The organism is Streptococcus mitis, from assembly GCF_946190325.1.
Lineage (GTDB): Bacteria > Bacillota > Bacilli > Lactobacillales > Streptococcaceae > Streptococcus > Streptococcus mitis_CF.
In genome coordinates this window covers 16,941-40,301 of record NZ_CAMHZR010000002.1, presented here as the reverse complement: position 1 = coordinate 40,301, position 23,361 = coordinate 16,941, and the positions used below count along the sequence as shown (strand labels likewise).

At 41.0% G+C, this 23,361-nt stretch carries 18 protein-coding genes and 1 pseudogene; all 19 read left to right on the top strand.

Features of this window, described 5'->3' with window-relative positions; genetic code table 11:
- Positions 1-17: 17 nt before the first annotated feature.
- The 19 genes and pseudogenes from N8M95_RS03200 (at position 18) to N8M95_RS03110 (ending at position 23,344) form a co-directional block, all read left to right on the top strand.
- Positions 18-1,589 (top strand): type I restriction-modification system subunit M, encoded by a 1,572-nt coding sequence (locus N8M95_RS03200; protein WP_120769862.1) that lies wholly within the window; start codon positions 18-20, stop codon positions 1,587-1,589.
- A pseudogene (locus N8M95_RS03195) lies at positions 1,579-1,899 on the top strand (cell filamentation protein Fic); the annotation flags it as partial. The gene N8M95_RS03200 and the pseudogene N8M95_RS03195, both read left to right, overlap by 11 nt.
- A gap of 78 nt (positions 1,900-1,977) precedes the next feature.
- Positions 1,978-2,853 (top strand): Abi family protein, encoded by an 876-nt coding sequence (locus tag N8M95_RS03190; RefSeq protein WP_120769863.1) that lies wholly within the window; start codon positions 1,978-1,980, stop codon positions 2,851-2,853.
- An 11-nt stretch (positions 2,854-2,864) separates the two neighbouring features.
- Positions 2,865-4,007 (top strand): restriction endonuclease subunit S, encoded by a 1,143-nt coding sequence (locus N8M95_RS03185; RefSeq protein WP_261116611.1) that lies wholly within the window; start codon positions 2,865-2,867, stop codon positions 4,005-4,007.
- A 65-nt stretch (positions 4,008-4,072) separates the two neighbouring features.
- Complete coding sequence (locus N8M95_RS03180) at positions 4,073-4,585, top strand: restriction endonuclease subunit S (RefSeq protein ID WP_261116610.1); 513 nt, start codon at positions 4,073-4,075, stop codon at positions 4,583-4,585.
- A 56-nt stretch (positions 4,586-4,641) separates the two neighbouring features.
- A complete protein-coding gene (locus tag N8M95_RS03175; RefSeq protein ID WP_120769865.1) occupies positions 4,642-7,686 on the top strand; it encodes a type I restriction endonuclease subunit R in 3,045 nt (1,014 codons plus the stop codon).
- Positions 7,687-7,820: 134 nt separating this feature from the next.
- Positions 7,821-8,225: a YbgA family protein gene (locus N8M95_RS03170; protein ID WP_120769866.1), complete on the top strand. Its 405-nt coding sequence runs from the start codon at positions 7,821-7,823 to the stop codon at positions 8,223-8,225.
- Positions 8,209-8,571, top strand: a complete 363-nt coding sequence (locus N8M95_RS03165) for a TIGR02328 family protein (protein WP_020902413.1) — start codon at positions 8,209-8,211, stop codon at positions 8,569-8,571. The genes N8M95_RS03170 and N8M95_RS03165 overlap by 17 nt, the downstream gene beginning before the upstream one ends.
- 244 nt (positions 8,572-8,815) lie before the next feature.
- A complete protein-coding gene (gene metE / locus N8M95_RS03160; protein ID WP_120769867.1) occupies positions 8,816-11,065 on the top strand; it encodes a 5-methyltetrahydropteroyltriglutamate--homocysteine S-methyltransferase in 2,250 nt (749 codons plus the stop codon).
- Positions 11,066-11,167: 102 nt separating this feature from the next.
- Positions 11,168-12,034: a methylenetetrahydrofolate reductase [NAD(P)H] gene (gene metF, locus N8M95_RS03155; RefSeq protein ID WP_000089967.1), complete on the top strand. Its 867-nt coding sequence runs from the start codon at positions 11,168-11,170 to the stop codon at positions 12,032-12,034.
- Between the two features lie 533 nt (positions 12,035-12,567).
- On the top strand, positions 12,568-14,781 hold the full coding sequence (pnp, locus tag N8M95_RS03150; RefSeq protein WP_261116609.1) for a polyribonucleotide nucleotidyltransferase: 2,214 nt from the start codon (positions 12,568-12,570) through the stop codon (positions 14,779-14,781).
- A 15-nt stretch (positions 14,782-14,796) separates the two neighbouring features.
- Complete coding sequence (gene cysE, locus N8M95_RS03145; protein ID WP_261116608.1) at positions 14,797-15,414, top strand: serine O-acetyltransferase; 618 nt, start codon at positions 14,797-14,799, stop codon at positions 15,412-15,414.
- Positions 15,415-15,425: 11 nt separating this feature from the next.
- Positions 15,426-16,310: a GNAT family N-acetyltransferase gene (locus N8M95_RS03140; protein WP_004263405.1), complete on the top strand. Its 885-nt coding sequence runs from the start codon at positions 15,426-15,428 to the stop codon at positions 16,308-16,310.
- Positions 16,311-16,611: 301 nt separating this feature from the next.
- A complete protein-coding gene (locus N8M95_RS03135; protein ID WP_120769870.1) occupies positions 16,612-17,133 on the top strand; it encodes a dihydrofolate reductase family protein in 522 nt (173 codons plus the stop codon).
- A 17-nt stretch (positions 17,134-17,150) separates the two neighbouring features.
- Entirely contained in the window at positions 17,151-18,494 is a 1,344-nt protein-coding gene (cysS, locus tag N8M95_RS03130) for a cysteine--tRNA ligase (protein WP_261027485.1), read from the top strand.
- On the top strand, positions 18,487-18,873 hold the full coding sequence (locus tag N8M95_RS03125) for a Mini-ribonuclease 3 (RefSeq protein WP_000567927.1): 387 nt from the start codon (positions 18,487-18,489) through the stop codon (positions 18,871-18,873). Before cysS ends, N8M95_RS03125 begins: the two co-directional genes overlap by 8 nt.
- 3 nt (positions 18,874-18,876) lie before the next feature.
- On the top strand, positions 18,877-19,746 hold the full coding sequence (locus N8M95_RS03120) for a PucR family transcriptional regulator (RefSeq protein ID WP_261116607.1): 870 nt from the start codon (positions 18,877-18,879) through the stop codon (positions 19,744-19,746).
- Between the two features lie 112 nt (positions 19,747-19,858).
- Entirely contained in the window at positions 19,859-20,989 is a 1,131-nt protein-coding gene (locus N8M95_RS03115) for an ABC transporter ATP-binding protein (RefSeq protein ID WP_000229952.1), read from the top strand.
- Positions 20,990-21,121: 132 nt separating this feature from the next.
- The gene (locus N8M95_RS03110) at positions 21,122-23,344 is read left to right on the top strand and encodes a RelA/SpoT family protein (RefSeq protein WP_033682187.1); all 2,223 of its coding nucleotides are present in this window, start codon (positions 21,122-21,124) and stop codon (positions 23,342-23,344) included.
- Positions 23,345-23,361: the final 17 nt, after the last annotated feature.

Here is a 23,361-nt window from a genome sequence, read left to right as displayed (position 1 = left end):
GAATTAGGGAAGTGAAAATGGCAAGTAAAGAAAATGCAGAACGCAAGGAACTGCATCGTAAGATTTGGTCGATTGCGGACGATGTTCGAGGAGCTGTAGATGGTTGGGATTTTAAACAATACATTTTAGGAATCCTTTTCTATCGCTTTATTTCAGAGCATATGGCTGATTATTTTGACCGCGCTGAGCATGAGGCTGGGGATCTAGAATTCCGTTATGCTGAATTGAGTGACCAAGAAGCTGAGCAAGATTTTAAACCAGGGACAGTTGAGGATAAGGGATTCTTTATCCTTCCGAGTCAACTATTTGAAAATGTAGTCAAGGATGCTTCACAAAATGAAAATTTAAACGAAGAATTGGCCAATATTTTTCAAGCTATTGAGAAGTCAGCGATTGGCTTCAAATCAGAAGATGATATCAAAGGTCTGTTTGATAACTTGGATACAAGAAGCAACATCCTTGGTGGGACTGTTCCAGAAAAAAATAAGCGCCTATCTGATATCCTAAATGGTATCAATAGCATTAACTTTGGTAACTTTGAGGAAAATGACATTGATGCTTTTGGGGATGCTTATGAGTTCTTGATTTCCAACTATGCAAGTAATGCAGGAAAAAGTGGGGGTGAATTTTTCACACCTCAGACAGTCTCTAAACTACTAGCTCGTCTAGTGATGGTCGGCAAGGACAAGATTAACAAGGTCTATGACCCAACATGTGGTTCAGGCTCTCTCCTTCTTCAAATGAAAAAACAATATGAAGACCATATTCTAGAAGATGGATTCTTTGGTCAAGAAATTAACATGACCAACTATAACTTGGCTCGTATGAATATGTTCTTGCACAATATCAACTACAATAACTTTGATATTAAGCGAGGAGATACCCTTTTAAATCCTCAGCATTTAGAAGAAAAGCCATTTGATGCTATCGTTTCTAACCCTCCGTATTCTGTCAAATGGGTGGGAGATGGAGATCCAACTCTAATAAATGATGACCGCTTTGCTCCAGCTGGTAAGCTAGCTCCTAAATCAAAAGCTGACTTTGCCTTTATCATGCATAGTCTAAATCACTTATCCAATAAAGGTCGAGCAGCTATTGTATGTTTTCCAGGAATTTTCTATCGTGGAGGAGCTGAAAAGACCATTCGTCAGTATCTAGTAGATAACAACTTTGTTGAAGCAGTGATTTCCCTTCCAGACAATCTCTTCTTTGGAACTTCTATCGCAACGACTATCTTGGTTTTGGCAAAAAATAAACTAGAGAACAAAACGCTCTTTATCGATGCGAGTAAGGAATTCAAAAAAGAGACTAACAACAATGTTTTGACGGGTAGCAATATCGAACATATAGTTGAATTATTCTCTAATTATCAAAATGTTGACTATAAATCTGCTCTTGTTGATAATGATGTGATTGGTTCAGAGCAGAATTATAACCTATCTGTTTCAACCTATGTCGAACAAGAAGATACACGTGAGAAGATTGATATTGATGTGCTTAATAAAGAAATAGCTGAGACCGTTACTAAGATTGACCACTTGCGTGCAGAGATAGATAAGATTGTCGAGGAGCTGAGCTATGGCAAATGATGTGATTCTCTATCGAACAGATGATGGTGAGTCAGCTATTGAACTCCACTTGGATAATGGAACGGTTTGGCTGACTCAACAAGAACTAGCTGAGCTCTTTCAAACTTCCAAGCAAAATATTAGTAAACATATTAAGGCTATTTTTGAAGATGGTGAGTTGGATGAAGCAGTGGTTGGTAAAACTCAGTCAAAAAAAGTCGCCTACTATAATCTCGATATGATTTTAGCGATTGGCTACCGTGTATACTATATTGAAAATATTGAAAATAATTCCAAAAATAGTAAAAAATCCTTGAATTATCTGTTAAAAACGGTATAATAGAATTAATAGGACCGCCCACCTCTCTTTGATGTGACAAGGCGGACATTTTTTTATACGGAAGTTACTATGAAAATTAAAGAATTTAAAACTTGGGATGAGCAGGTGGCCAAATTAATTGAGCACGGATGTAAAGATATCAAATCAAATGAGTATGCGATTGATATTTTACAAAAGGTTAATTATTATCGGCTAACTGCTTATTTTTTACCTTTTCGTGACAAAGAGACGCAGAAGTATGATTCCAGCAAGGTTTCTTTGGAGAAAATTTATGGAATTGCTTGTTTTGATTCAGAGTTACGTTTGCTTATTTTCAAGTATTTAGAGGACATTGAGTTGTATTTTAGGACTCAAGTCGCCTATCATCATGGAAATAAATACGGAGCTTTAGCTTATAAAGAAGCGACTGCTTTTAATAAATTTCATAAACATAATGAATTTTTAGGAAATGTTGAAAAGGAGTTGGAACATAGGAAGAAAAGCCCTATTTATAAGCATCACCACCGAAAATATGATGGAGAATTTCCTATCTGGGTTTTAGTAGAATTTTTTACTTTTGGAATGACTTCGAAATTTTTTGCAGATTCTCCGATAGATATCCAGAAAGATATTGCTAAAAATGTTGGTATAAAGTCTACTCAAGTTAGAACCTATCTAGAAGTTGCAGTGGTTCTAAGAAATTACTGTGCCCACTATAATCGTTTATATTATACAAGCTTCACAAAGGTCCCTGGTCAACTCCCTACTTTCATGAACGAAAATAGTAAATTGAAAAATAGACTAATGGCACAACTTTATGCGGTTAAAAGCCTCCATCCTGATAAGAAAAAATGGAATGAAGGATTTCTAGGTGAATTGTCAGCACTCATTAAACGTTATCAAGCAGTAATTCATCTGCATCATATTGGATTTGTAGAGGAGTGGGAAAAAGTACTAAAGAAATGAGGAAGTATAATATGAACATCCTAGAGGAAATCCAAAACTGTCCTGTTGAGTGGAAAGATTTAGGGGAAGTGGTATTTCTAAAACGTGGAAAAACAATTACCTCTAAAACAGCTACTGATGGACCTTATCCAGTTATTTCTGGAGGTCAGAAGCCTGCATACTTCCATGGAGACTTTAACAGAGAAGGTGAAACAATAACTGTTGCAGGTAGTGGTGCATATGCAGGTTTTGTGATGTATTGGAATGAACCGATATTTGTATCAGATGCTTTTTCTATTAAACCATTTGATAAAATGTTAAGTACAAAGTATTTATACCATTATCTCCTTGAAAAACAAGGAATACTTTTTAGTCTAAAAAAAGGATCAGGAGTACCACACGTGTATCCTAAGGATGTTTCAAGAATTTCCATCCCTATTCCTCCGTTAGAAATTCAAGAAAAAATCGTGCAAAAACTTGACAAAATGACTGAGTATGTTACAGAATTGACCTCAGAATTGACCTCACGTAAAAAGCAATATTCTTATTATCGAGATAAACTCTTATCCTTTGAGGATGAAGTTTATCAGGTTGAGTGGAAGATGTTAAGTGAGTGTCTAAAAAAAGGAAAAGGGACTAAAATTACAGCTGGTCAGATGAAACTACTTCACAAAGATGGTGCACCAATCCGTATCTTCGCAGGAGGAAAGACTTACGCTGATGTGAACTATGGAGATATTCCTGATAAAGATATTCATACTGAAGAAGCAATTATTGTAAAATCTCGCGGGATTATTGATTTTGAATATTGTACAAAACCATTTAGTTTTAAAAATGAATTTTGGTCATACAGTTCAGACAATGAAAATATCAATTTAAGATATATTTATCATTACTTAGTTCATAATAAAGAACATTTTCAAAACATCGCTAATAATATGCAGATGCCACAAATTTCTAGTAATGATACTGAAAAATTCAAAATCCCAGTCCCTTCTCTCGAAATCCAGTCTCGTATTGTTCAAGTTCTGGACAATTTTGACAAGGTTTGTAATGCCCTCAACATCGGACTGCCCAAAGAGATTGAACTTCGACAAAAACAGTATGAATATTTTAGAGAAAAACTCTTGACATTCGTCGCCGAAGGCGAGTACACTGAGAGTAGAGTAGAGTAGAGGAGTGGGACAACTCCGCTATTATCAAGCTTTTACAGTGGGTATTTGGGCCAATTCGAGTGAAGGTGGGACAAGTTGTCAATTTGCAACGTGGGAAACGACTTGTTAGAAAGCAACTAACTACTTCAGGAAGTGTTCCAGTTTATCAAAATAGTTTGGCCCCCTTAGGATATTATACCGAATCAAACAGAGTGAAAAATACTAGCTTTGTAATTTGTGCAGGGGCGGCTGGTGAAATTGGGTATAGCACTGTGGACTTTTGGGCAGCAGATGATGTCTACACGTTAGAGACGTCAGATAATATTTCTGATAAATTTATGTACTATGTCTTGTTAAGTAAGCAAGATAGACTCAAATCACAGGTTCGAAAGGCTAGTATTCCTAGATTGTCTAAGGATATTATTGATAAAGTAACGTTCTACTTACCATCTCTTACTGAACAAGTAAGAATCGTCTCTACCCTTGACAATTTCAATACTTTAACCAACTCTCTTTCTGAGGGCCTTCCAAAAGAAATCGAACTAAGACAGAAACAGTATGAATACTGGAGAGAACAATTATTAAACTTTACTAGATAAATTCTTTAATCATTTTGAGATAGAATCTCAATTAAAATAAAAAAAGGAAGCATGCAATGGTTGATTATTCAAAAGTACATGAAGTAATTGCGGAAACAAATGAAGGGATTCTCTTGGCTGAGTATCAACCAGAGTATCGCACAGATAGAGAATTTCAGTCTGAGGCAGATTTGGAAAGACAATTGCTTATGGATTTAGTCAATGGTCTCAATTATGAACGATTGGATATCCATACACCTGCGGAGCTTTTAGCAAATGCAAAGGTCCAAATTGAAAAGCTTAATAAGGTGATCTTTACGAATGCTGAATGGCAACGTTTTGTAGTCGAGTATTTAGACTGTCCCAATGAAGGTTTGGTTGAAAAAACACGAAAAATCCAAGAAAATCATATCTATGACTTTGTTTTTGATGATGGACGGATTAAAAACATTTTTATCCTTGACAAGAAAAACATTCACAACAACAGTATGCAGGTCATCAACCAAGTGACGCAAGTGGGGAGTCATACCAACCGTTATGATGTGACCATTTTAGTCAATGGTCTTCCGCTAGTTCAGATTGAATTGAAGAAGCGTGGAGTTAGTCTACAAGAAGCCTTTAATCAGGTTCACCGTTATAGTAAGGAAAGCTTTAACAGCGAAAATTCTTTGTATAAGTATGTTCAGATTTTTGTGATTTCGAATGGCACTTATACACGCTACTTTGCAAATACGACAGCTCAAAATAAAAATCACTATGAGTTTACCTGTGAGTGGGCAGACCGTAAGAATAAGACTATTCACGAATTGGAAGATTTTACTGTTACTTTCTTAAGCAAGCGTGTCCTCTTGGAAGTTTTGACCAAGTATTGTGTTTTTGATGTGGACAATACCTTGCTCATCATGCGCCCTTATCAGATAGCAGCTACCGAGAGTATTTTGAGAAAAATTCATTCCTCTAATGAGATGAAGAATTTTGGAACAATCAATGCTTGTGGCTATATCTGGCATACAACAGGGTCAGGGAAAACCTTGACCAGCTTTAAGACTGCACGCTTAGCGACAGAGTTGGACTATATTGACAAAGTGATATTCGTTGTAGATAGAAAAGACATAGACTATCAAACTATGAAGGAATATCAAAAATTCCAACCAAATTCAGTCAATGGTAGTAACAATACAAAAGAACTACAACGCAGTATCGAAGAAAATGATGATCGAATCGTTGTCACAACTATTCAAAAATTAAATAAGTTTATCACTGCGAATCCTAATCATGAAGTCTATGCTAAGAAATGTGTCTTGATTTTTGACGAGTGTCATCGTTCTCAGTTTGGGAAGGCTCAAAAGCGCATTAAGAAGGCTTTTAAACAGTACGCTCTATTTGGTTTTACAGGGACACCGATTTTCCCAGAAAATAGTTTAACGGGAGAAACAACTCAAGAAGTTTTTGGGGAGCAACTTCATAACTATGTTATCACGGATGCTATTCGAGATAAAAAAGTCTTGAAGTTCAAGGTTGATTACAACTATATCAAGCCTGAAATCAATAAGTATAGAGAAGCTGAAAAAGCAGTTGGCCGAGAGATTGATGAGAAGAAACTCAAAAAGATGGAGAAGGAGCTACTTCTACATCCAGAACGGATAGCAACCATCACAGAGTACCTGTTGAGAGTGTATAATACAAAAACACACCGAAATCAACACTATACTCATAAACAAAAACAATTGTCTGGATTTAATGCTATGCTGGCTGTACAAAGTATTGAAGCAGCAAAATTATACTATGAAGAACTCCAACGACAGCAAGCAGCTTTACCAGAGGCTAAGCGTTTGAAAGTTGCGACTATTTTTAGCTTTGCGCCTAACGAAGAACAGTCAGCTTATGGAGAAATTCAAGATGAAGAGCTAGAACCTCAAGATACAGCCATGCCTCTAACTTCTAAAGAGTTTCTTTCTAGAGCAATTGATGATTATAATCACATGTTTAAGACCAACTTCTCAGCTGATGGGAAGGAGTTTCAAAATTACTATCGTGACCTTTCCAAACGCGTTAAATCCAAGGAAGTGGATTTGCTGATTGTGGTCGGTATGTTCTTAACGGGATTTGATGCCCCGACTATGAATACACTCTTTGTCGATAAAAATCTACGTTATCATGGTTTGATTCAGGCCTTCTCGAGAACCAATCGGATTTTTAACAAGGTTAAACCTTTTGGAAATATTGTTTGTTTCCGTGATTTAGAAAAGGCTACGCAGGAAGCTATTAAGACTTTTGGAGACACCAACAAGCTTGAAATCATCTTAGAAAAAAGCTTTAGTGAATATATGGATGGTTTCGTTGACCAAGTAACGGGTATCGAGGTCAAAGGCTATACTGCAGTTTGTCAGGAAATTCTGGAAAGATTCCCGAATCCGCAAGAAATTGAAACAGAGCATGATAAGAAGGAGTTTGTTAAGTTATTTGGTGAGTTGTTGAAGCTTGATAATGTCCTTCGAAATTATGATGAGTTTCAAGAAATCGACAAACCTATTTCAGAAGGTTATCTTCAGGATTTAAGAAGCACTTATGTGGAAATTCGAGATGAATTTTTGAACCTTAAAAATTATGAAAAGGCCAAGGACTTGGATATTGATCTTTCAGATGTCGAATTTGAGATTGAACTCCTAAAAACAGATGAGATTAACCTGGACTACATTCTTGCATTGATTGTTGAAAAATCGAAGAATTCTGAGTCTAAAGAAGTAATGAAAGCAGAAGTTAGTCGTGTGATTCGCTCTAGCATTGATATCCGTGCTAAAGAAGAGTTGGTTATTGGATTTATCAATGACACTGATTTGCAAAAATTGAAAGACCATGATGGGATTATTAATGCTTTCTATGAATATGGCAAAGAGCGCAAGAAAATTGCGATTCACGACCTAGCTGAGGCTGAGAAACTTGTAGCTGATTATCAATTATTCATAGACAAATCAATTCAACGAGGTTATGCTGAAAATAGTGGGACTGATTTGGATTCGATTATTCCACCAACTTCTCGTAGACAAGGAGCGCGTGAACGGAAAAAGCAAGAAGTTTTACGTAAGATTCAGTTGTTAGTAGAGACTTATTCAGGTATTTAAGGATTGTTGACTAATATTTATTAGAAAAATCAGGCTCTACAAAAAATACTATTTATTCGCTCATAATTCGCTCATTTTTAAGATATAACTTTGTTTCCTTATTTCCGGGGAACTAGTAGAAAGTAAGGAGAAATATGGAAAATCGCAACCAACGTGCCCTTTGCCAGCAACTCTGGGCGAGAAACAAATATCTCGTTTTGAGTCATTCTAGCAATATATACAATGAGATTCGTCAGTATCTCAAGAATGAAGAGGTGGAGGTGAGTATGGTTCAAGAGATGATTGACCGTGCCTGCCAGATTCCAGAACACAGGGGTCAGGTTTGTAATGCTTTTCAGCATATTTGGGGATATTTCAAGAAGAAAGCGACTGATGCTGAGCGCAAGGACTATATGTTTTTACTGGAGCGTTATCACTCTGGCCATGCCACCAAAGAAGACTTAATTGTTAAGACGAGAGATTTACTTGAACGTTACCCAAATACATACTTGCAACATTCGACTTTACTGAAAGGAGACGCCCATGAGACTTTGGCATGAGGCTTTGATTTCACAACTTCCCCGTCCTCAACTCTTGGGGCAGCATCGAGAGTGTTGCGCTCTACGTGGCAATGGCTGGGGTAGAAAGCATGCGACGGTGGACTATGTCTTTACTCACTCGCCCTATTGTCTCTATGCCTATCATCGCTTGATCATGGAGGAGATGGCTAACCATGGCTATAAGGTAAGTCAAGAGTGGCTGGACAAGAACTACCGAGGTAAGACCTGCCCTCCTTATCAAGACTTAGTAGAGGAAAAGATGAAAAGTCCTATCTATAGTGAGCATGATGCTACCTACTATGAGGAGTGCCTGGAAAATCTCCGAGAGAAGGGAATCAACATATAGTCTTTTCTAATAACAAGCCATAGTCACTTATAAGAGTTACTAATAACGCGTTTGAACCGTCTAACTGAAATAAAGCTATAAAACAAGCTACACAAAGGATTTGAGGCATTTGTCTCAAGTCTTTTTCTTTTGTTTAAAACAGAGATATAGTTTCAAACTATATCAAAGCCTAATTTTTTACAATTATACAGATGATTTCTTTTCTGTTAAGATAGTTTCAACAACAAATTTTGGAGGACACATCATGTCAACTACAATCATCGGTTTCCCTCGTTTGGGCGAATTCCGCGAATTAAAATTTACAACTGAAAAATATTTTAGAAAAGAAATCTCAGAAGAAGAACTCCTTGCAGCCGCAAAAGACTTGCGTGCTAAACACTGGAACATTGTCAAAGAAAAAGGCATCACTGAAATTCCATCAAATGATTTTTCTCACTATGACAACTTCCTAGATGCTGCTTTCCTTTTCAACGTGGTACCTGCTTCAGTTCAAAACTTGGACTTGTCTGACCTTGAGCGCTACTTCGCTTTGGGTCGTGGTTACCAAGGAGAAAAAGGGGACGTTCGCGCGCTCCCAATGAAGAAATGGTTCAACACCAACTACCACTACATCGTTCCTAAATTTGAAAAAGACACTCAAGTTAAACTTGCAGGTCACAAGATCTTCGATGAGTTCCAAGAAGCAAAAGAACTTGGTCTCAACACTCGTCCTGTTCTTGTAGGTCCATTCACTTTCCTTCAATTGTCAGACTTTGAAGAAGGCGTGAAAGCAGAAGACTTCGTAGACAGCTTAGTTGCTGCTTACCAAGAAGTTTTTGCTAAATTGGCAGAACTTGGTGCGACTCGTATCCAACTCGACGAAGCTGCTCTTGTAAAAGATTTGACAGCTGAAGAAAAAGCCCTCTTCTTGAACCTTTACAACAAACTCTTGGCTGACAAAAAAGGTCTTGAAGTCTTGCTTCAAACTTACTTCGGAGACGTTCGTGACGTTTACGCTGACCTTGTGACCTTGCCAGTAGATGCTATCGGTCTTGACTTCGTTGAAGGTAAGAAAACTCTTGAATTGGTTAAAGGTGGCTTCCCAGCTGACAAGACTCTTTATGCAGGTATTGTCAATGGTAAAAACATCTGGCGTAACAACTACGAAAAGAGTTTGGCTGTTCTTGAACAAATCCCAGCTGAAAACATCGTATTGACAAGCTCATGCTCACTTCTTCATGTGCCATTTACAACTGCTAATGAAGAATTTGAACCAGCAATCTTGAACCACTTTGCTTTTGCGGTTGAAAAATTAGATGAAATTCGTGATTTGGATGCTATCCGCAATGGTCAAGGTGAAGAAGCACTTGCAGCTAACAAAGAACTCTTTGCGACTGAGCGTGTTGGTGAAAATGCTGAACTTCGTGCGCGTATCGCTGGCTTGACAGACGCAGACTACACTCGTTTGCCAGCCTTTGCAGAACGTGAAGCTATCCAAGAAGAAGCTTTCAAACTTCCAGCTCTTCCAACAACAACTATCGGTTCATTCCCTCAAACAAAAGAAGTTCGTGCGAAACGTTTGGCTTACCGTAAGGGTGAATTGTCTCAAGAAGAGTACGATGCTTTCCTTGCTGAAACAATTGACGAATGGATCAAATGGCAAGAAGATATCGACTTTGATGTCCTTGTTCACGGTGAATTTGAGCGTAATGACATGGTTGAGTACTTCGGTCAAAACTTGTCAGGTTACCTCTTCTCTAAAAATGGTTGGGTACAATCATACGGTATGCGTGGAGTTAAACCACCAATCATCTGGGGTGATGTCACTCGTCTTAACCCTATCACTGTTAAATGGTCTAGCTATGCACAAAGCCGCACAAACAAACCTGTTAAAGGTATGTTGACTGGACCAGTAACTATTCTCAACTGGTCATTCCCACGTGAAGACATCTCTATCAAGGATTCTACTCTTCAAATCGCCCTTGCTATCAAGGATGAAGTGCTTGACCTTGAAGCTGCTGGTGTGAAAATCATCCAAATCGATGAGGCTGCTCTTCGTGAGAAATTGCCACTCCGTCGTAGCGACTGGTACGAAGACTACCTTGACTGGGCAATTCCTGCCTTCCGCTTGGTACACTCAACAGTAGCGCCAGACACACAAATCCACACTCACATGTGTTACTCAGAATTTACAGATATCATCCCAGCTATCGACAACATGGATGCAGATGTTATTTCCTTTGAAGCTAGCCGTTCAAACCTTGAAATCTTGGACGAACTCAAAGCGAAAAACTTCCAAACAGAAGTGGGACCTGGGGTTTACGATATCCACTCACCTCGTGTGCCAAATGAAGGCGAAATCGACCACACAATCGAAGCTATCCTTGCTAAAGTGCCAAGCAAGAAAGTTTGGATCAACCCTGACTGTGGTTTGAAAACACGTGGTATTCCAGAAACAAAAGAAAGCTTGATCCGCCTTGTGGAAGCAGCGAAAGCTGCGCGTGAGAAATTGTAAGATAGGATTTCTCAAGAAGCGCTGTTTGGTCAATCTGCCTGTTTCACTTAGATTCTAGGAATCCAGCTAACGAAAAAAATCAACTAGAAAAGGATAATGACTATGTCACGCCAAACACCGTCACTCTCATTTGAAGTGTTCCCTCCCAACCCAGCCGTGGGTAATGATAACATTATTTCTGCTCTTCAAGATATGCAGGAGTTGGCTCCTCACTTTATCAGTGTAACTGCCAGCAATAATAAATTTAATATCAAGGAAACGACGGTTCGTTTGGCCGACTTTATCCAAAATGACTTGGCGATTCCGACTATTGCTCACTTGCCAGCCATCTATTTGACTAAGGACAAGGTTGCTGAAACCATTGCCGACTTAGACAAGGTTGGGGTGCAGAAAATCTTGGCTCTTCGTGGGGATATTATTCCAGATGTGGAGCCGCAAAAAGATTTTCGCTACGCAACGGACTTGATTGAGTTCATCAAGGAGCAAGCCCCTCACTTTGATATTGTCGGAGCTTGTTATCCAGAAGGTCATCCAGATTCACCAAATCAGATTTCAGATATTCAAAATCTTAAGAAGAAAGTGGATGCAGGCTGCTCGAGCCTTGTAACTCAACTTTTCTTTGACAATGAGCGCTTCTATGATTTCCAAGACAAGTGCATCTTGGCTGGGATTGATGTTCCCATTCATGCAGGGATTATGCCAATTCTGAATCGAAATCAGGCTCTCCGCCTCTTGAAGACTTGTGAGAATATCCATCTTCCACGCAAATTTAAAGCCATCTTAGACAAGTATGAGCATGACCCTGAGTCGCTCAGAGCAGCAGGACTTGCCTATGCAGTGGACCAAATCGTGGACTTGGTAACTCAGGATGTTGCAGGTGTGCATCTCTACACCATGAACAATGCAGAAACAGCAAAATACATCCACCAAGCAACCCATGCCTTGTTTAATCATCAGTCTCTAGGATAATAAAAAGCAAACCATTCTTCTCAGGTGAGGGGAGTGGTTCCTTTTTAATGGTAAAGGCCGCACTTTTTAAGAAAAATATGATAAAATAGACTCTGTACGTACTTGATACAAAGATGAGGGTATTAAAATTTTAAAGGCTTTTCAAATGTGGTTGGAGCGACACGAGCGAGTCAAATCGATGTTATATGAGGAAAGAGTTAGTAAAGCGTTTAGCTAATCGCCTGATAGCGATTAGCGTGAAAGGTTCAGATGCTTTAGTATCAAACCTTTCTAATGATTTGTATCTTGAGTAATTGAACACGGGCTAAATCCCTAGTGAAAAAGATAGATTTCCTGGTGTGCATGGCACACTGCGTCAATCGAATGCTATCTTGAGTAATCGAACCCGGCCGAAAAGCTGTGTAAAAAAGATAAACTGTCTTGTCTTCATCGAAGACTTCGTCAGTTTCCTATTTTACTTTGCTTTTGACGCCCTTTGTATCCTGATCTTTGTAGGCAAGGCGTATAATTTCATCAATCCAAAGGGGATTAAAATGACAAAACAAGTGTTTCAAACGACTTTTGCGGGTCGTGAGTTAATTGTAGAGACTGGTCAGGTTGCTAAGCAAGCAAATGGCGCAGTTGTCGTGCGTTACGGTGAGTCAACTGTCTTGACTGCGGCCGTGATGTCTAAGAAGATGGCAACTGGGGATTTCTTCCCACTTCAAGTCAACTACGAAGAAAAAATGTATGCAGCTGGGAAGTTTCCTGGTGGCTTTATGAAACGTGAAGGACGTCCTTCAACAGATGCGACTTTGACAGCGCGTTTGATTGACCGTCCAATCCGTCCTATGTTTGCAGAAGGTTTCCGTAACGAAGTCCAAGTCATCAACACCGTGCTTTCTTATGATGAAAATGCTTCTGCACCTATGGCAGCTATGTTTGGTTCATCCTTGGCGCTTTCTATTTCAGATATTCCATTTGACGGTCCAATCGCTGGGGTGCAAGTGGGCTATGTAGATGGTCAAATCATCATCAACCCTAGCCAAGAACAAGCAGAGCAATCTCTCCTTGAATTGACAGTAGCTGGTACCAAACACGCTATCAACATGGTAGAGTCTGGTGCTAAAGAATTGTCAGAAGAAATCATGTTGGAAGCTCTCCTTAAAGGGCACGAAGCAGTCAAAGAATTGATTGCCTTCCAAGAAGAAATCGTTGCATCAGTCGGTAAAGAAAAAGCAGAAGTGGAATTACTTCATGTGGACGCTGACTTGCAGGCTGAAATTATCGCAGCCTACAACAGCGACCTCCAAAAAGCGGTCCAAGTAGAAGAAAAATTGGCTCGTGAAGCTGCAACTCAAGCAGTTAAGGACCAAGTTACTGCCGTTTACGAAGAAAAATATGCGGACCATGAAGAATTTGACCGTATTATGCGTGATGTGGCTGAAATCTTGGAACAAATGGAACACGCTGAAGTGCGCCGTTTGATCACAGAAGACAAGGTTCGTCCTGACGGCCGTAAGGTCGATGAAATCCGTCCTTTGGATGCGGTTGTTGACTTCCTTCCTCGTGTGCACGGTTCAGGTCTCTTTACTCGTGGACAAACTCAGGCTCTTTCAGTTTTGACCTTGGCTCCGATGGGAGAAACTCAAATCATTGATGGTTTGGATCCAGAGTACAAGAAACGCTTTATGCACCACTATAACTTCCCACAATACTCTGTAGGGGAAACTGGTCGTTACGGTGCACCTGGTCGTCGTGAAATTGGTCACGGGGCTCTCGGTGAGCGTGCTCTTGCTCAAGTCTTGCCAAGTTTGGAAGAATTCCCATACGCTATCCGTTTGGTAGCTGAGGTCTTGGAATCAAATGGTTCTTCATCTCAGGCTTCTATCTGTGCTGGAACTCTTGCCCTTATGGCTGGTGGTGTGCCAATCAAGGCGCCAGTGGCTGGTATTGCCATGGGACTTATCTCAGATGGAAACAACTATACAGTCTTGACAGATATCCAAGGTTTGGAAGACCACTTTGGAGACATGGACTTCAAGGTTGCAGGAACTCGTGACGGAATTACAGCCCTTCAAATGGATATCAAGATCCAAGGGATTACTGCAGAAATCTTGACTGAGGCTCTTGCCCAAGCCAAGAAAGCCCGTTTTGAAATTCTTGATGTGATTGAAGCAACCATTCCAGAAGTTCGTCCAGAATTGGCTCCAACTGCTCCGAAAATTGATACCATCAAGATTGATGTGGACAAGATTAAGATTGTCATCGGTAAGGGTGGAGAAACCATCGACAAGATTATCGCTGAAACAGGTGTTAAGATTGATATCGATGAAGAAGGAAATGTGTCTATCTACTCTAGCGACCAAGATGCTATTAACCGTGCTAAAGAAATTATTGCTGGTTTGGTCCGTGAAGCTAAGGTGGACGAAGTTTACCGTGCTAAAGTCGTTCGTATTGAGAAATTTGGTGCCTTTGTTAACCTCTTTGATAAGACAGATGCCCTTGTTCATATCTCTGAGATGGCTTGGACGCGTACCAATAATGTCGAAGACTTGGTAGCAATCGGGGATGAAGTTGATGTTAAGGTTATCAAGATTGATGAAAAAGGACGTGTGGATGCTTCTATGAAAGCTCTTCTTCCTCGTCCTCCAAAACCTGAACGTGATGAAAAAGGCGAAAAGTCTGAGAGACCTCACCGCCCACGTCATCACAAGGATCACAAACCTAAGAAAGAATTTACAGAAACACCAAAAGATTCAGAATAAGAAAAGGAGAAATGTATGGGATGGTGGCGCGAAACCATTGATATCGCAAAAGAAAATGATCCAGCGGCCCGCACCACTTTGGAGGTTTTGCTGACTTATCCAGGTGTCAAGGCCTTGGCGGCCCACCGTCTCTCGCATTTTCTCTGGAAGCATGGCTTCAAACTCTTGGCTCGTATGCACAGTCAGTTTTGGCGCTTTTGGACTCAGATTGAGATTCATCCAGGTGCCCAGATTGATTCAGGTGTCTTTATCGACCATGGTTCTGGCTTGGTGATTGGGGAAACAGCGATCGTTGAAAGAGGTGTTCTTCTTTATCACGGAGTGACTCTTGGGGGAACAGGAAAAGACTGTGGCAAACGCCATCCGACCGTTCGAAAGGGAGCTCTCATTTCGGCCCATGCCCAAGTTATCGGACCAGTGGAAATTGGCGAAAATGCTAAGGTCGGTGCTGCAGCAGTTGTCGTAGCAGATGTACCTAGTGATGTGACGGTTGTCGGTATTCCGGCCAAGATTGTCCGAGTTCATGGACAGAAGGATGAACCGACGATCCACGAAGTCGAAGAAAAACGAGAGTACTACGTCAATAAACTCGAGCAGGCTAAAGAAGCCAGTCACAGATCGTCGGGGTTGTAGAGGGTACCTATATGATTCAAGCAAGAAACAAGTTAAGCCAAGAGGAGCTATCTGAGGCGAAAAAACTAATTAACTGTTGCCAAAACTATGACGGTACCTATCGTGATCCCTATCTCTCTAACATGCTTAATTTTGACCCAAACATGCCCGCCTTTTTCCTTTATTATGAAAAAGGCGAACTTGTTGGTTTATTAACTGTCTATGCAGATGATCAAGATGTGGAAGTGACGATACTGGTTCATCCAGCTCATCGCCGTCAGGGGATTGCGCGTGCATTGTTTGCTAGTTTTGAGAAAGAAACGGCTTCTTTCCCTATTCGTTCAGTTACTTTTCAGACAGAGCGTGTTTTTCTAGACCGCCATCCTGATTTTATTAGCAACTGGGGATTGGTCGAGGATGAAGAGACAGAAACTTGGTTAGGTAAGGATAGAAAACCTTATCCGTTAGCAACTGTTTCCAATCTTGAAGTTTTGTTAGCAGATAGTTCGTATCAGGAGCAAATTAGTCAGTTGAAATTTCAGGCATTTTCAGAGGAACATGAATCTAGAGAAGTTGTGGATAGATATGTCGCTGAAGCTCTGAAAGATCCAGAAAGTCGCCTATATATTTTGTTAAAAGACGATCAGGTTATTGGAACTTGCACGGTTGATTTATCGAGCGATACGAATTACTTCTACGGTTTAGCAATATCTGAACCTGAACGTGGAAAAGGCTATGGAAGCTACTTAGCAAAATCCCTTGTCAACCAACTAATTGAGCAAAATGATAAGGAATTTCAGATTGCAGTGGAAGATAGCAATGTAGGTGCCAAACGCTTGTATGAAAAAATTGGCTTTGTCAAACAGACTCAGGTGGTTTATCTGAATGAGAAAGGAGCAAGGGATTCCGAAGTGTAGAGACATTCGGACTGAAATTCAATTGAACTCTTAGTGATGAAACTAACTGTTCTCGGATTTTAGTTTTCTTGACTATTACTTTATGATTAAAATCTAAGACACCTTGAGCCGTAAGTAGACAGGAGAGGCGCTTGAATGTTTAAGAATGAACCGTTCTGTTGCAGATTGGAATTGCTGTTGTCTGGCTTATTTTTCTTGTCCAGCAAGGATTTTGCTGAATACTTTGATTAGCTTAGGTCTAATCATCTGGAGCTATCCCGCTAAGTGAAGGCGAAGTAGAACTAGAAAGGAAACTACAAGAATGGCAGTATATTTTTACGGCTGTATCACCATGGATGGCTACTTGGCAGACAGCCAGCACAGGATAGACTGGCTGCATCAGCTTGGTTCTGTAGAGGATACAGGCTATGATGACTTTTACAGGCAAATGGATATCACCATCATGGGCAAGCGGACCTTTGAGGAAATCCAAGATTTGCAAGATGTAGAAAGTTTTTATCAAGCTACGGAAAACTATGTCTTTACGCATGATAGAAACCTGCCTGTCAGCAATTACCAGCCAGTAGCTGGGGATGTGGTGGACTTTGTTCACCAAATTGACAAAGGCAAAAATGTCTTTGTGATTGGTGGTAATTCCTTAGTAGGACCGCTCTTGGATGCGGATCTTTTCGACCACCTCATTGTTCAGATAGCGCCCCTTATCCTAGGAAAGGGGGTTCCCTTCTTTACCCAAGAGGAAGGGCAGCGCTTTTACCAACTGGATAGCCTCAGACAATTTGGTCCTTTTGCAGAGCTGGTTTTCAGCCGAAAAAGTCAGAAATAGAGAAGGGAGTGGACCGCATGATTAAAATTTACGATACCATGTCTCGTGATTTGCGAGAGTTTGTCCCGATTGAGGACGGCAAAGTCAAGATGTATGTTTGTGGGCCAACCGTGTATAACTATATCCACGTGGGGAATGCCCGTTCGACGGTAGCTTTTGATACCATTCGTCGATATTTTGAGTACCGTGGGTATGAGGTTGCCTATATTTCCAATTTTACGGATGTGGATGATAAGATTATCAACCGTGCCAAGGAAGAAGGCATTACGCCACAGGAGGTTGCGGACAAGTACATCGTTGCCTTTCGTGAGGATGTGACGGCCTTGGGCGTCAAACCTGCGACTCGCCATCCGCGTGTAGTGGAGTTTATGATTGACATCATCCGTTTTGTGGAAGACTTGATTGAAAAAGGTTTTGCCTATGAGAGCCAAGGAGATGTTTACTTCCGTGTGGAAAAATCCCACAACTATGCTAAATTAGCAAATAAAACCTTGGAAGATTTGGAACTAGGTGCTTCAGGTCGTACCGATGAAGAAACGGCACGTAAGGAAAATCCTGTAGACTTTGCCCTCTGGAAAGCTGCCAAATCAGGCGAGATTTCTTGGGACAGTCCTTGGGGACCTGGTCGTCCGGGCTGGCACATCGAGTGTTCAGTCATGTCGACAGAGATTTTGGGCGACACCATTGATATTCACGGTGGTGGAGCCGACCTAGAGTTTCCTCATCATACCAATGAAATTGCCCAGTCAGAAGCCAAAACTGGCAAGACCTTTGCCAACTATTGGATGCATAATGGCTTTGTCAATATTGATAATGTCAAGATGTCCAAATCCTTGGGTAACTTTATCACAGTGCACGATGCCCTTAAAACTCTTGATGGGCAAGTGCTTCGTTTCTTCTTTGCGACTCAGCATTACCGCAAGCCTATCAACTTTACGGAAAAGGCAGTGCGAGACGCTGAGACCAATCTCAAGTATTTGAAGAACACTTATGAGCAACCATTTACAGGAAATGTGGACGCCCAAGAGTTACAAGCCTTTAAAGACAAGTTTATAGCAGCTATGGATGAGGATTTCAACGCTGCCAACGGTATCACAGTAGTCTTTGAAATGGCCAAGTGGATCAATTCTGGAAACTATGATGCAAGTGTTAAGGAAGCTCTTGCGGCTATGTTAGAGGTCTTTGGAATTGTCTTTATTGAGGAAGTTTTGGATGCAGAGATTGAAGACTTAATCCAAAAACGCCAAGAAGCGCGTGCCAATCGTGACTTTGCTACAGCGGACCAGATCCGTGACCAATTGGCTGCTCAAGGGATTAAGCTCCTTGACACCAAAGATGGAGTGAGGTGGACACGTGATTGATGTCAATCTCATTAACGGGATTGCGCTAGCCTTTGAAGGAGATGCGGTGTATTCTATGTATATTCGTCGTCACCTCATTCTTAAAGGTATGACCAAACCCAATAAACTCCACCAAGAAGCGACCAAGTATGTGTCAGCTAAGGCTCAGGCTCGCCTGATTTCTCTTATGTTGGAGGAGCAAGTCCTGACGGAAAAAGAAGAGGAAATCTACAAACGTGGTCGCAATACCAATAGCCATACCAAGGCTAAAAATGCTGATGTGGTGACTTACCGCATGTCCACAGGTTTTGAAGCAGTCATGGGTTATCTCCATATGACTGAAAATCTGGAACGTCTTGAGAGCTTGATTTCTTGGTGCATCCAAAAAGTGGAGGGCTAGGACATGATGGCAAAAGAACTACAAGACTGGTTTCCTGAGGCTCAGATTTCAGACCAACCAGTAGAGAAAGAGGGCTATCTCACTCTCCCTTTAGCTTCTCAGCAGTGGATTTTGCTGGAGGAAGCTGGGCTCAGCGAGCGTGAAAAGCAGTTGGTTGCCCTTTTGACTCAGCAGGAGCAGGCTCGTTCGCTCAATCCTTGGTATTCTTATCTGGTTGAGGGCAAGGGACAGGCACCGAAAACTTTTAAAAAGATTCAGTTGGTTTATTGCCATCTTTCCTATTTTCAGCAGGAAAATCTAGCTTCTTGGCTAGATATGATGCGGACTCTTTTTCCGAACTGTCAGACGGTGATTCAGGTCGGAGCTCAGGATTATGTTTTCGTACTTCAACAAGATAAATACACTTCTGTACGAGCTATTTTAAGTGATACAATTGAAGCGGTTGAGTATGACTTTGGACTGCGTCTCTCTATCATGTTAGGCCAGGTTTGGTCTCAGACTGGAAATCAAGCCCTATCAGACTTAATCAAAGCTGAGCGCGATTTGTTCAAGACTTGGTGGCGTCAGGGTCACCAAGGTGTTCATACTTTTTCTCAGCTCTATCTTTGGAGTATGGGAGAAAGGCTCGTGGATTTGAAGGCAATCAAGGAATGTCTACATCAGATGATTTTGGACCAGGATCAGATTCAGGAAATCATTCTCTCTCTTTGGGAAAATAGTGCTGTTCTTACTAAAACAGCCCAGCAACTCTATCTGCACCGCAATTCTCTCCAATACAAGATTGATAAATGGGAAGAATTAACAGGGCTTCAGTTGAAGGAATTGACCGACCTGACCTTGTGTTATCAATTGATTTTACCAGATATTTTATAAAGTTTTGTGCAAGTTGCACAGAACTTTTTTATTTTTTTGGTCATCTTGCCATAGAAATGTAAAGCGTTTTCATCTATAATAAAACTATCAAAAGACAAAAGGAGTTCACCTCATGGTAGAATTGAATCTTAAAAACATTTACAAAAAATATCCAAACAGCGAACACTATTCAGTTGAAGACTTCAACTTGGACATCAAAGACAAAGAATTTATCGTTTTCGTAGGTCCTTCAGGATGTGGTAAATCAACAACTCTTCGTATGATTGCTGGTCTTGAAGATATCACAGAAGGAACTGCATCTATCGATGGCGTGGTTGTCAACGACGTAGCTCCAAAAGACCGTGACATTGCCATGGTATTCCAAAACTATGCTCTTTATCCACACATGACTGTTTATGACAACATGGCTTTCGGTTTGAAATTGCGTAAATACAGCAAAGAAGACATCGACAAACGTGTGCAAGAAGCAGCTGAAATCCTTGGATTGAAAGAATTCTTGGAACGTAAACCTGCTGACCTTTCAGGTGGTCAACGTCAACGTGTTGCCATGGGTCGTGCAATCGTCCGTGATGCAAAAGTGTTCTTGATGGACGAACCTTTGTCAAACTTGGATGCCAAACTTCGTGTATCAATGCGTGCTGAAATTGCGAAAATCCACCGTCGTATCGGAGCTACAACTATCTACGTAACTCACGACCAAACAGAAGCGATGACACTGGCAGACCGTATCGTTATCATGTCAGCAACTAAGAACCCTGCTGGTACAGGTACTATCGGACGTGTAGAACAAATCGGTACTCCTCAAGAAGTTTACAAAAACCCAGTTAATAAATTCGTAGCAGGATTTATCGGAAGCCCAGCTATGAACTTCATCAACGTGAAATTGGTTGGTAGCGAAATAGTTTCTGACGGTTTCCGTTTGAAAGTGCCAGAAGGAGCATTGAAAGTTCTTCGTGAAAAAGGCTACGAAGGTAAAGAATTGATCTTCGGTATCCGTCCAGAAGACGTGAATGCAGAACCTGCTTTCCTTGAAACATTCCCAGAATCAGTTGTCAAAGCTACTATCTCAGTATCAGAATTGCTTGGTTCAGAATCTCACCTTTACTGCCAAGTTGGTAAAGATGAATTTGTTGCCAAAGTTGATGCTCGTGACTACTTGCAAACAGGTGCAACAGTTGAACTTGGATTTGACTTGAACAAAGCACACTTCTTCGATGTAGAAACTGAAAAAACAGTCTACTAAGATAAATGAAACTCAAAACACTGCTAGAAATCTGGCAGTGTTTTTTGAGATGTGAATTGATTGAGAGGGAATTTTCTAGTTTTCATATTCTTAAAAAAGTGATAAAATGGTAGGAAGAATTGGAGAGTAGAGATGCCAAAAGAAGTGAATTTAACAGGCGAAGAAGTTGTCGCTTTAACCAAAGAATATTTGACGGAAGAGGATGTCCATTTTGTCCATAAGGCCTTGGTCTATGCGGTGGATTGCCATAGTGGTCAATACCGCAAATCAGGCGAGCCTTATATCATTCATCCTATCCAAGTGGCAGGTATTTTAGCTAAGCTCAAGTTGGATGCTGTAACAGTAGCTTGTGGTTTCTTGCATGATGTTGTGGAAGATACAGATGCGACCTTGGATGATTTGGAGAGAGAATTTGGCCCTGATGTGCGGGTAATCGTTGATGGGGTTACCAAGCTTGGTAAGGTCGAGTACAAATCAATCGAGGAGCAATTAGCGGAAAATCATCGCAAGATGCTCATGGCCATGTCTGAGGACATCCGTGTTATTTTGGTCAAACTGTCTGACCGCTTGCACAATATGAGGACCCTGAAACACCTTCGAAAAGACAAACAGGAGCGTATTTCTAAAGAAACTATGGAAATCTATGCCCCGCTTGCTCACCGTTTGGGGATTTCTAGCGTCAAATGGGAATTAGAAGACCTATCTTTCCGTTATCTCAATCCAACGGAGTTTTACAAGATTACCCATATGATGAAGGAAAAGCGCAGAGAGCGTGAAGCCTTGGTGGATGAGGTAGTCACAAAATTAGAGGAATATACGACAGATCGTCACTTGAAAGGGAAGATTTACGGTCGTCCCAAGCATATTTACTCGATTTTCCGCAAAATGCAGGATAAGAGAAAACGTTTTGAGGAGATCTATGACCTGATTGCCATTCGTTGTATTTTGGATACCCAAAGTGATGTCTATGCCATGCTTGGTTACGTGCATGAACTTTGGAAGCCGATGCCTGGTCGCTTCAAAGACTATATCGCTAACCGCAAGGCCAATGGTTACCAGTCTATCCATACGACTGTTTATGGACCAAAAGGGCCGATTGAATTCCAGATTCGGACCAAGGAAATGCACGAGGTGGCTGAGTACGGGGTTGCGGCTCACTGGGCTTATAAGAAAGGTATCAAGGGGCAGGTCAACAGCAAGGAATCTGCTATTGGAATGAACTGGATCAAGGAGATGATGGAACTCCAAGACCAGGCTGATGATGCTAAAGAATTTGTGGACTCTGTCAAGGAAAACTATCTGGCTGAGGAGATTTACGTCTTTACCCCAGATGGAGCTGTCCGTTCTCTTCCAAAAGATTCAGGACCAATTGACTTTGCCTACGAAATCCATACAAAAGTAGGGGAAAAAGCGACTGGTGCCAAGGTCAATGGTCGCATGGTTCCGCTGACAACTAAGCTCAAGACAGGGGATCAGGTTGAAATTGTTACCAATCCGAATTCCTTTGGACCGAGCCGTGACTGGCTCAATATGGTCAAGACCAGCAAGGCGCGCAACAAGATTCGTCAGTTCTTTAAAAACCAAGATAAAGAATTGTCTGTCAATAAGGGTCGTGAAATGTTGATGGCCCAGTTCCAAGAAAATGGCTATGTGGCCAATAAATTTATGGACAAGCGTCACATGGACCAAGTTCTGCAAAAGACCAGCTACAAGACAGAAGAATCCCTATTTGCGGCCATTGGTTTTGGAGAAATCGGTGCTATTACCGTCTTTAACCGTCTAACTGAAAAGGAACGCCGTGAGGAAGAGCGTGCCAAGGCCAAGGCGGAGGCGGAAGAACTTGTCAAAGGCGGCGAAATCAAAGTTGAAAATAAAGAGACCCTCAAGGTCAAGCATGAGGGTGGTGTGGTCATTGAAGGTGCCTCAGGTCTACTCGTGCGGATTGCTAAGTGTTGTAATCCTGTTCCTGGTGATGATATTGTTGGCTATATCACCAAGGGGCGTGGTGTAGCTATTCACCGTGTGGACTGTATGAACCTGCGTGCCCAAGAAAACTACGAGCAACGTCTCCTTGATGTGGAATGGGAAGACCAGTACTCTAGCTCAAATAAGGAGTATATGGCTCATATCGATATTTATGGCCTCAACCGTACAGGACTGTTGAACGATGTACTGCAAGTTCTTTCAAACACAACCAAGAATATCTCAACAGTCAATGCCCAACCAACCAAGGATATGAAATTTGCTAATATCCATGTGTCCTTCGGCATTGCCAACCTCTCAACTCTAACCACGGTTGTGGACAAGATTAAGAGTGTGCCAGAGGTCTATTCTGTCAAACGGACCAACGGCTAATTGTCCTAGCTCTTACT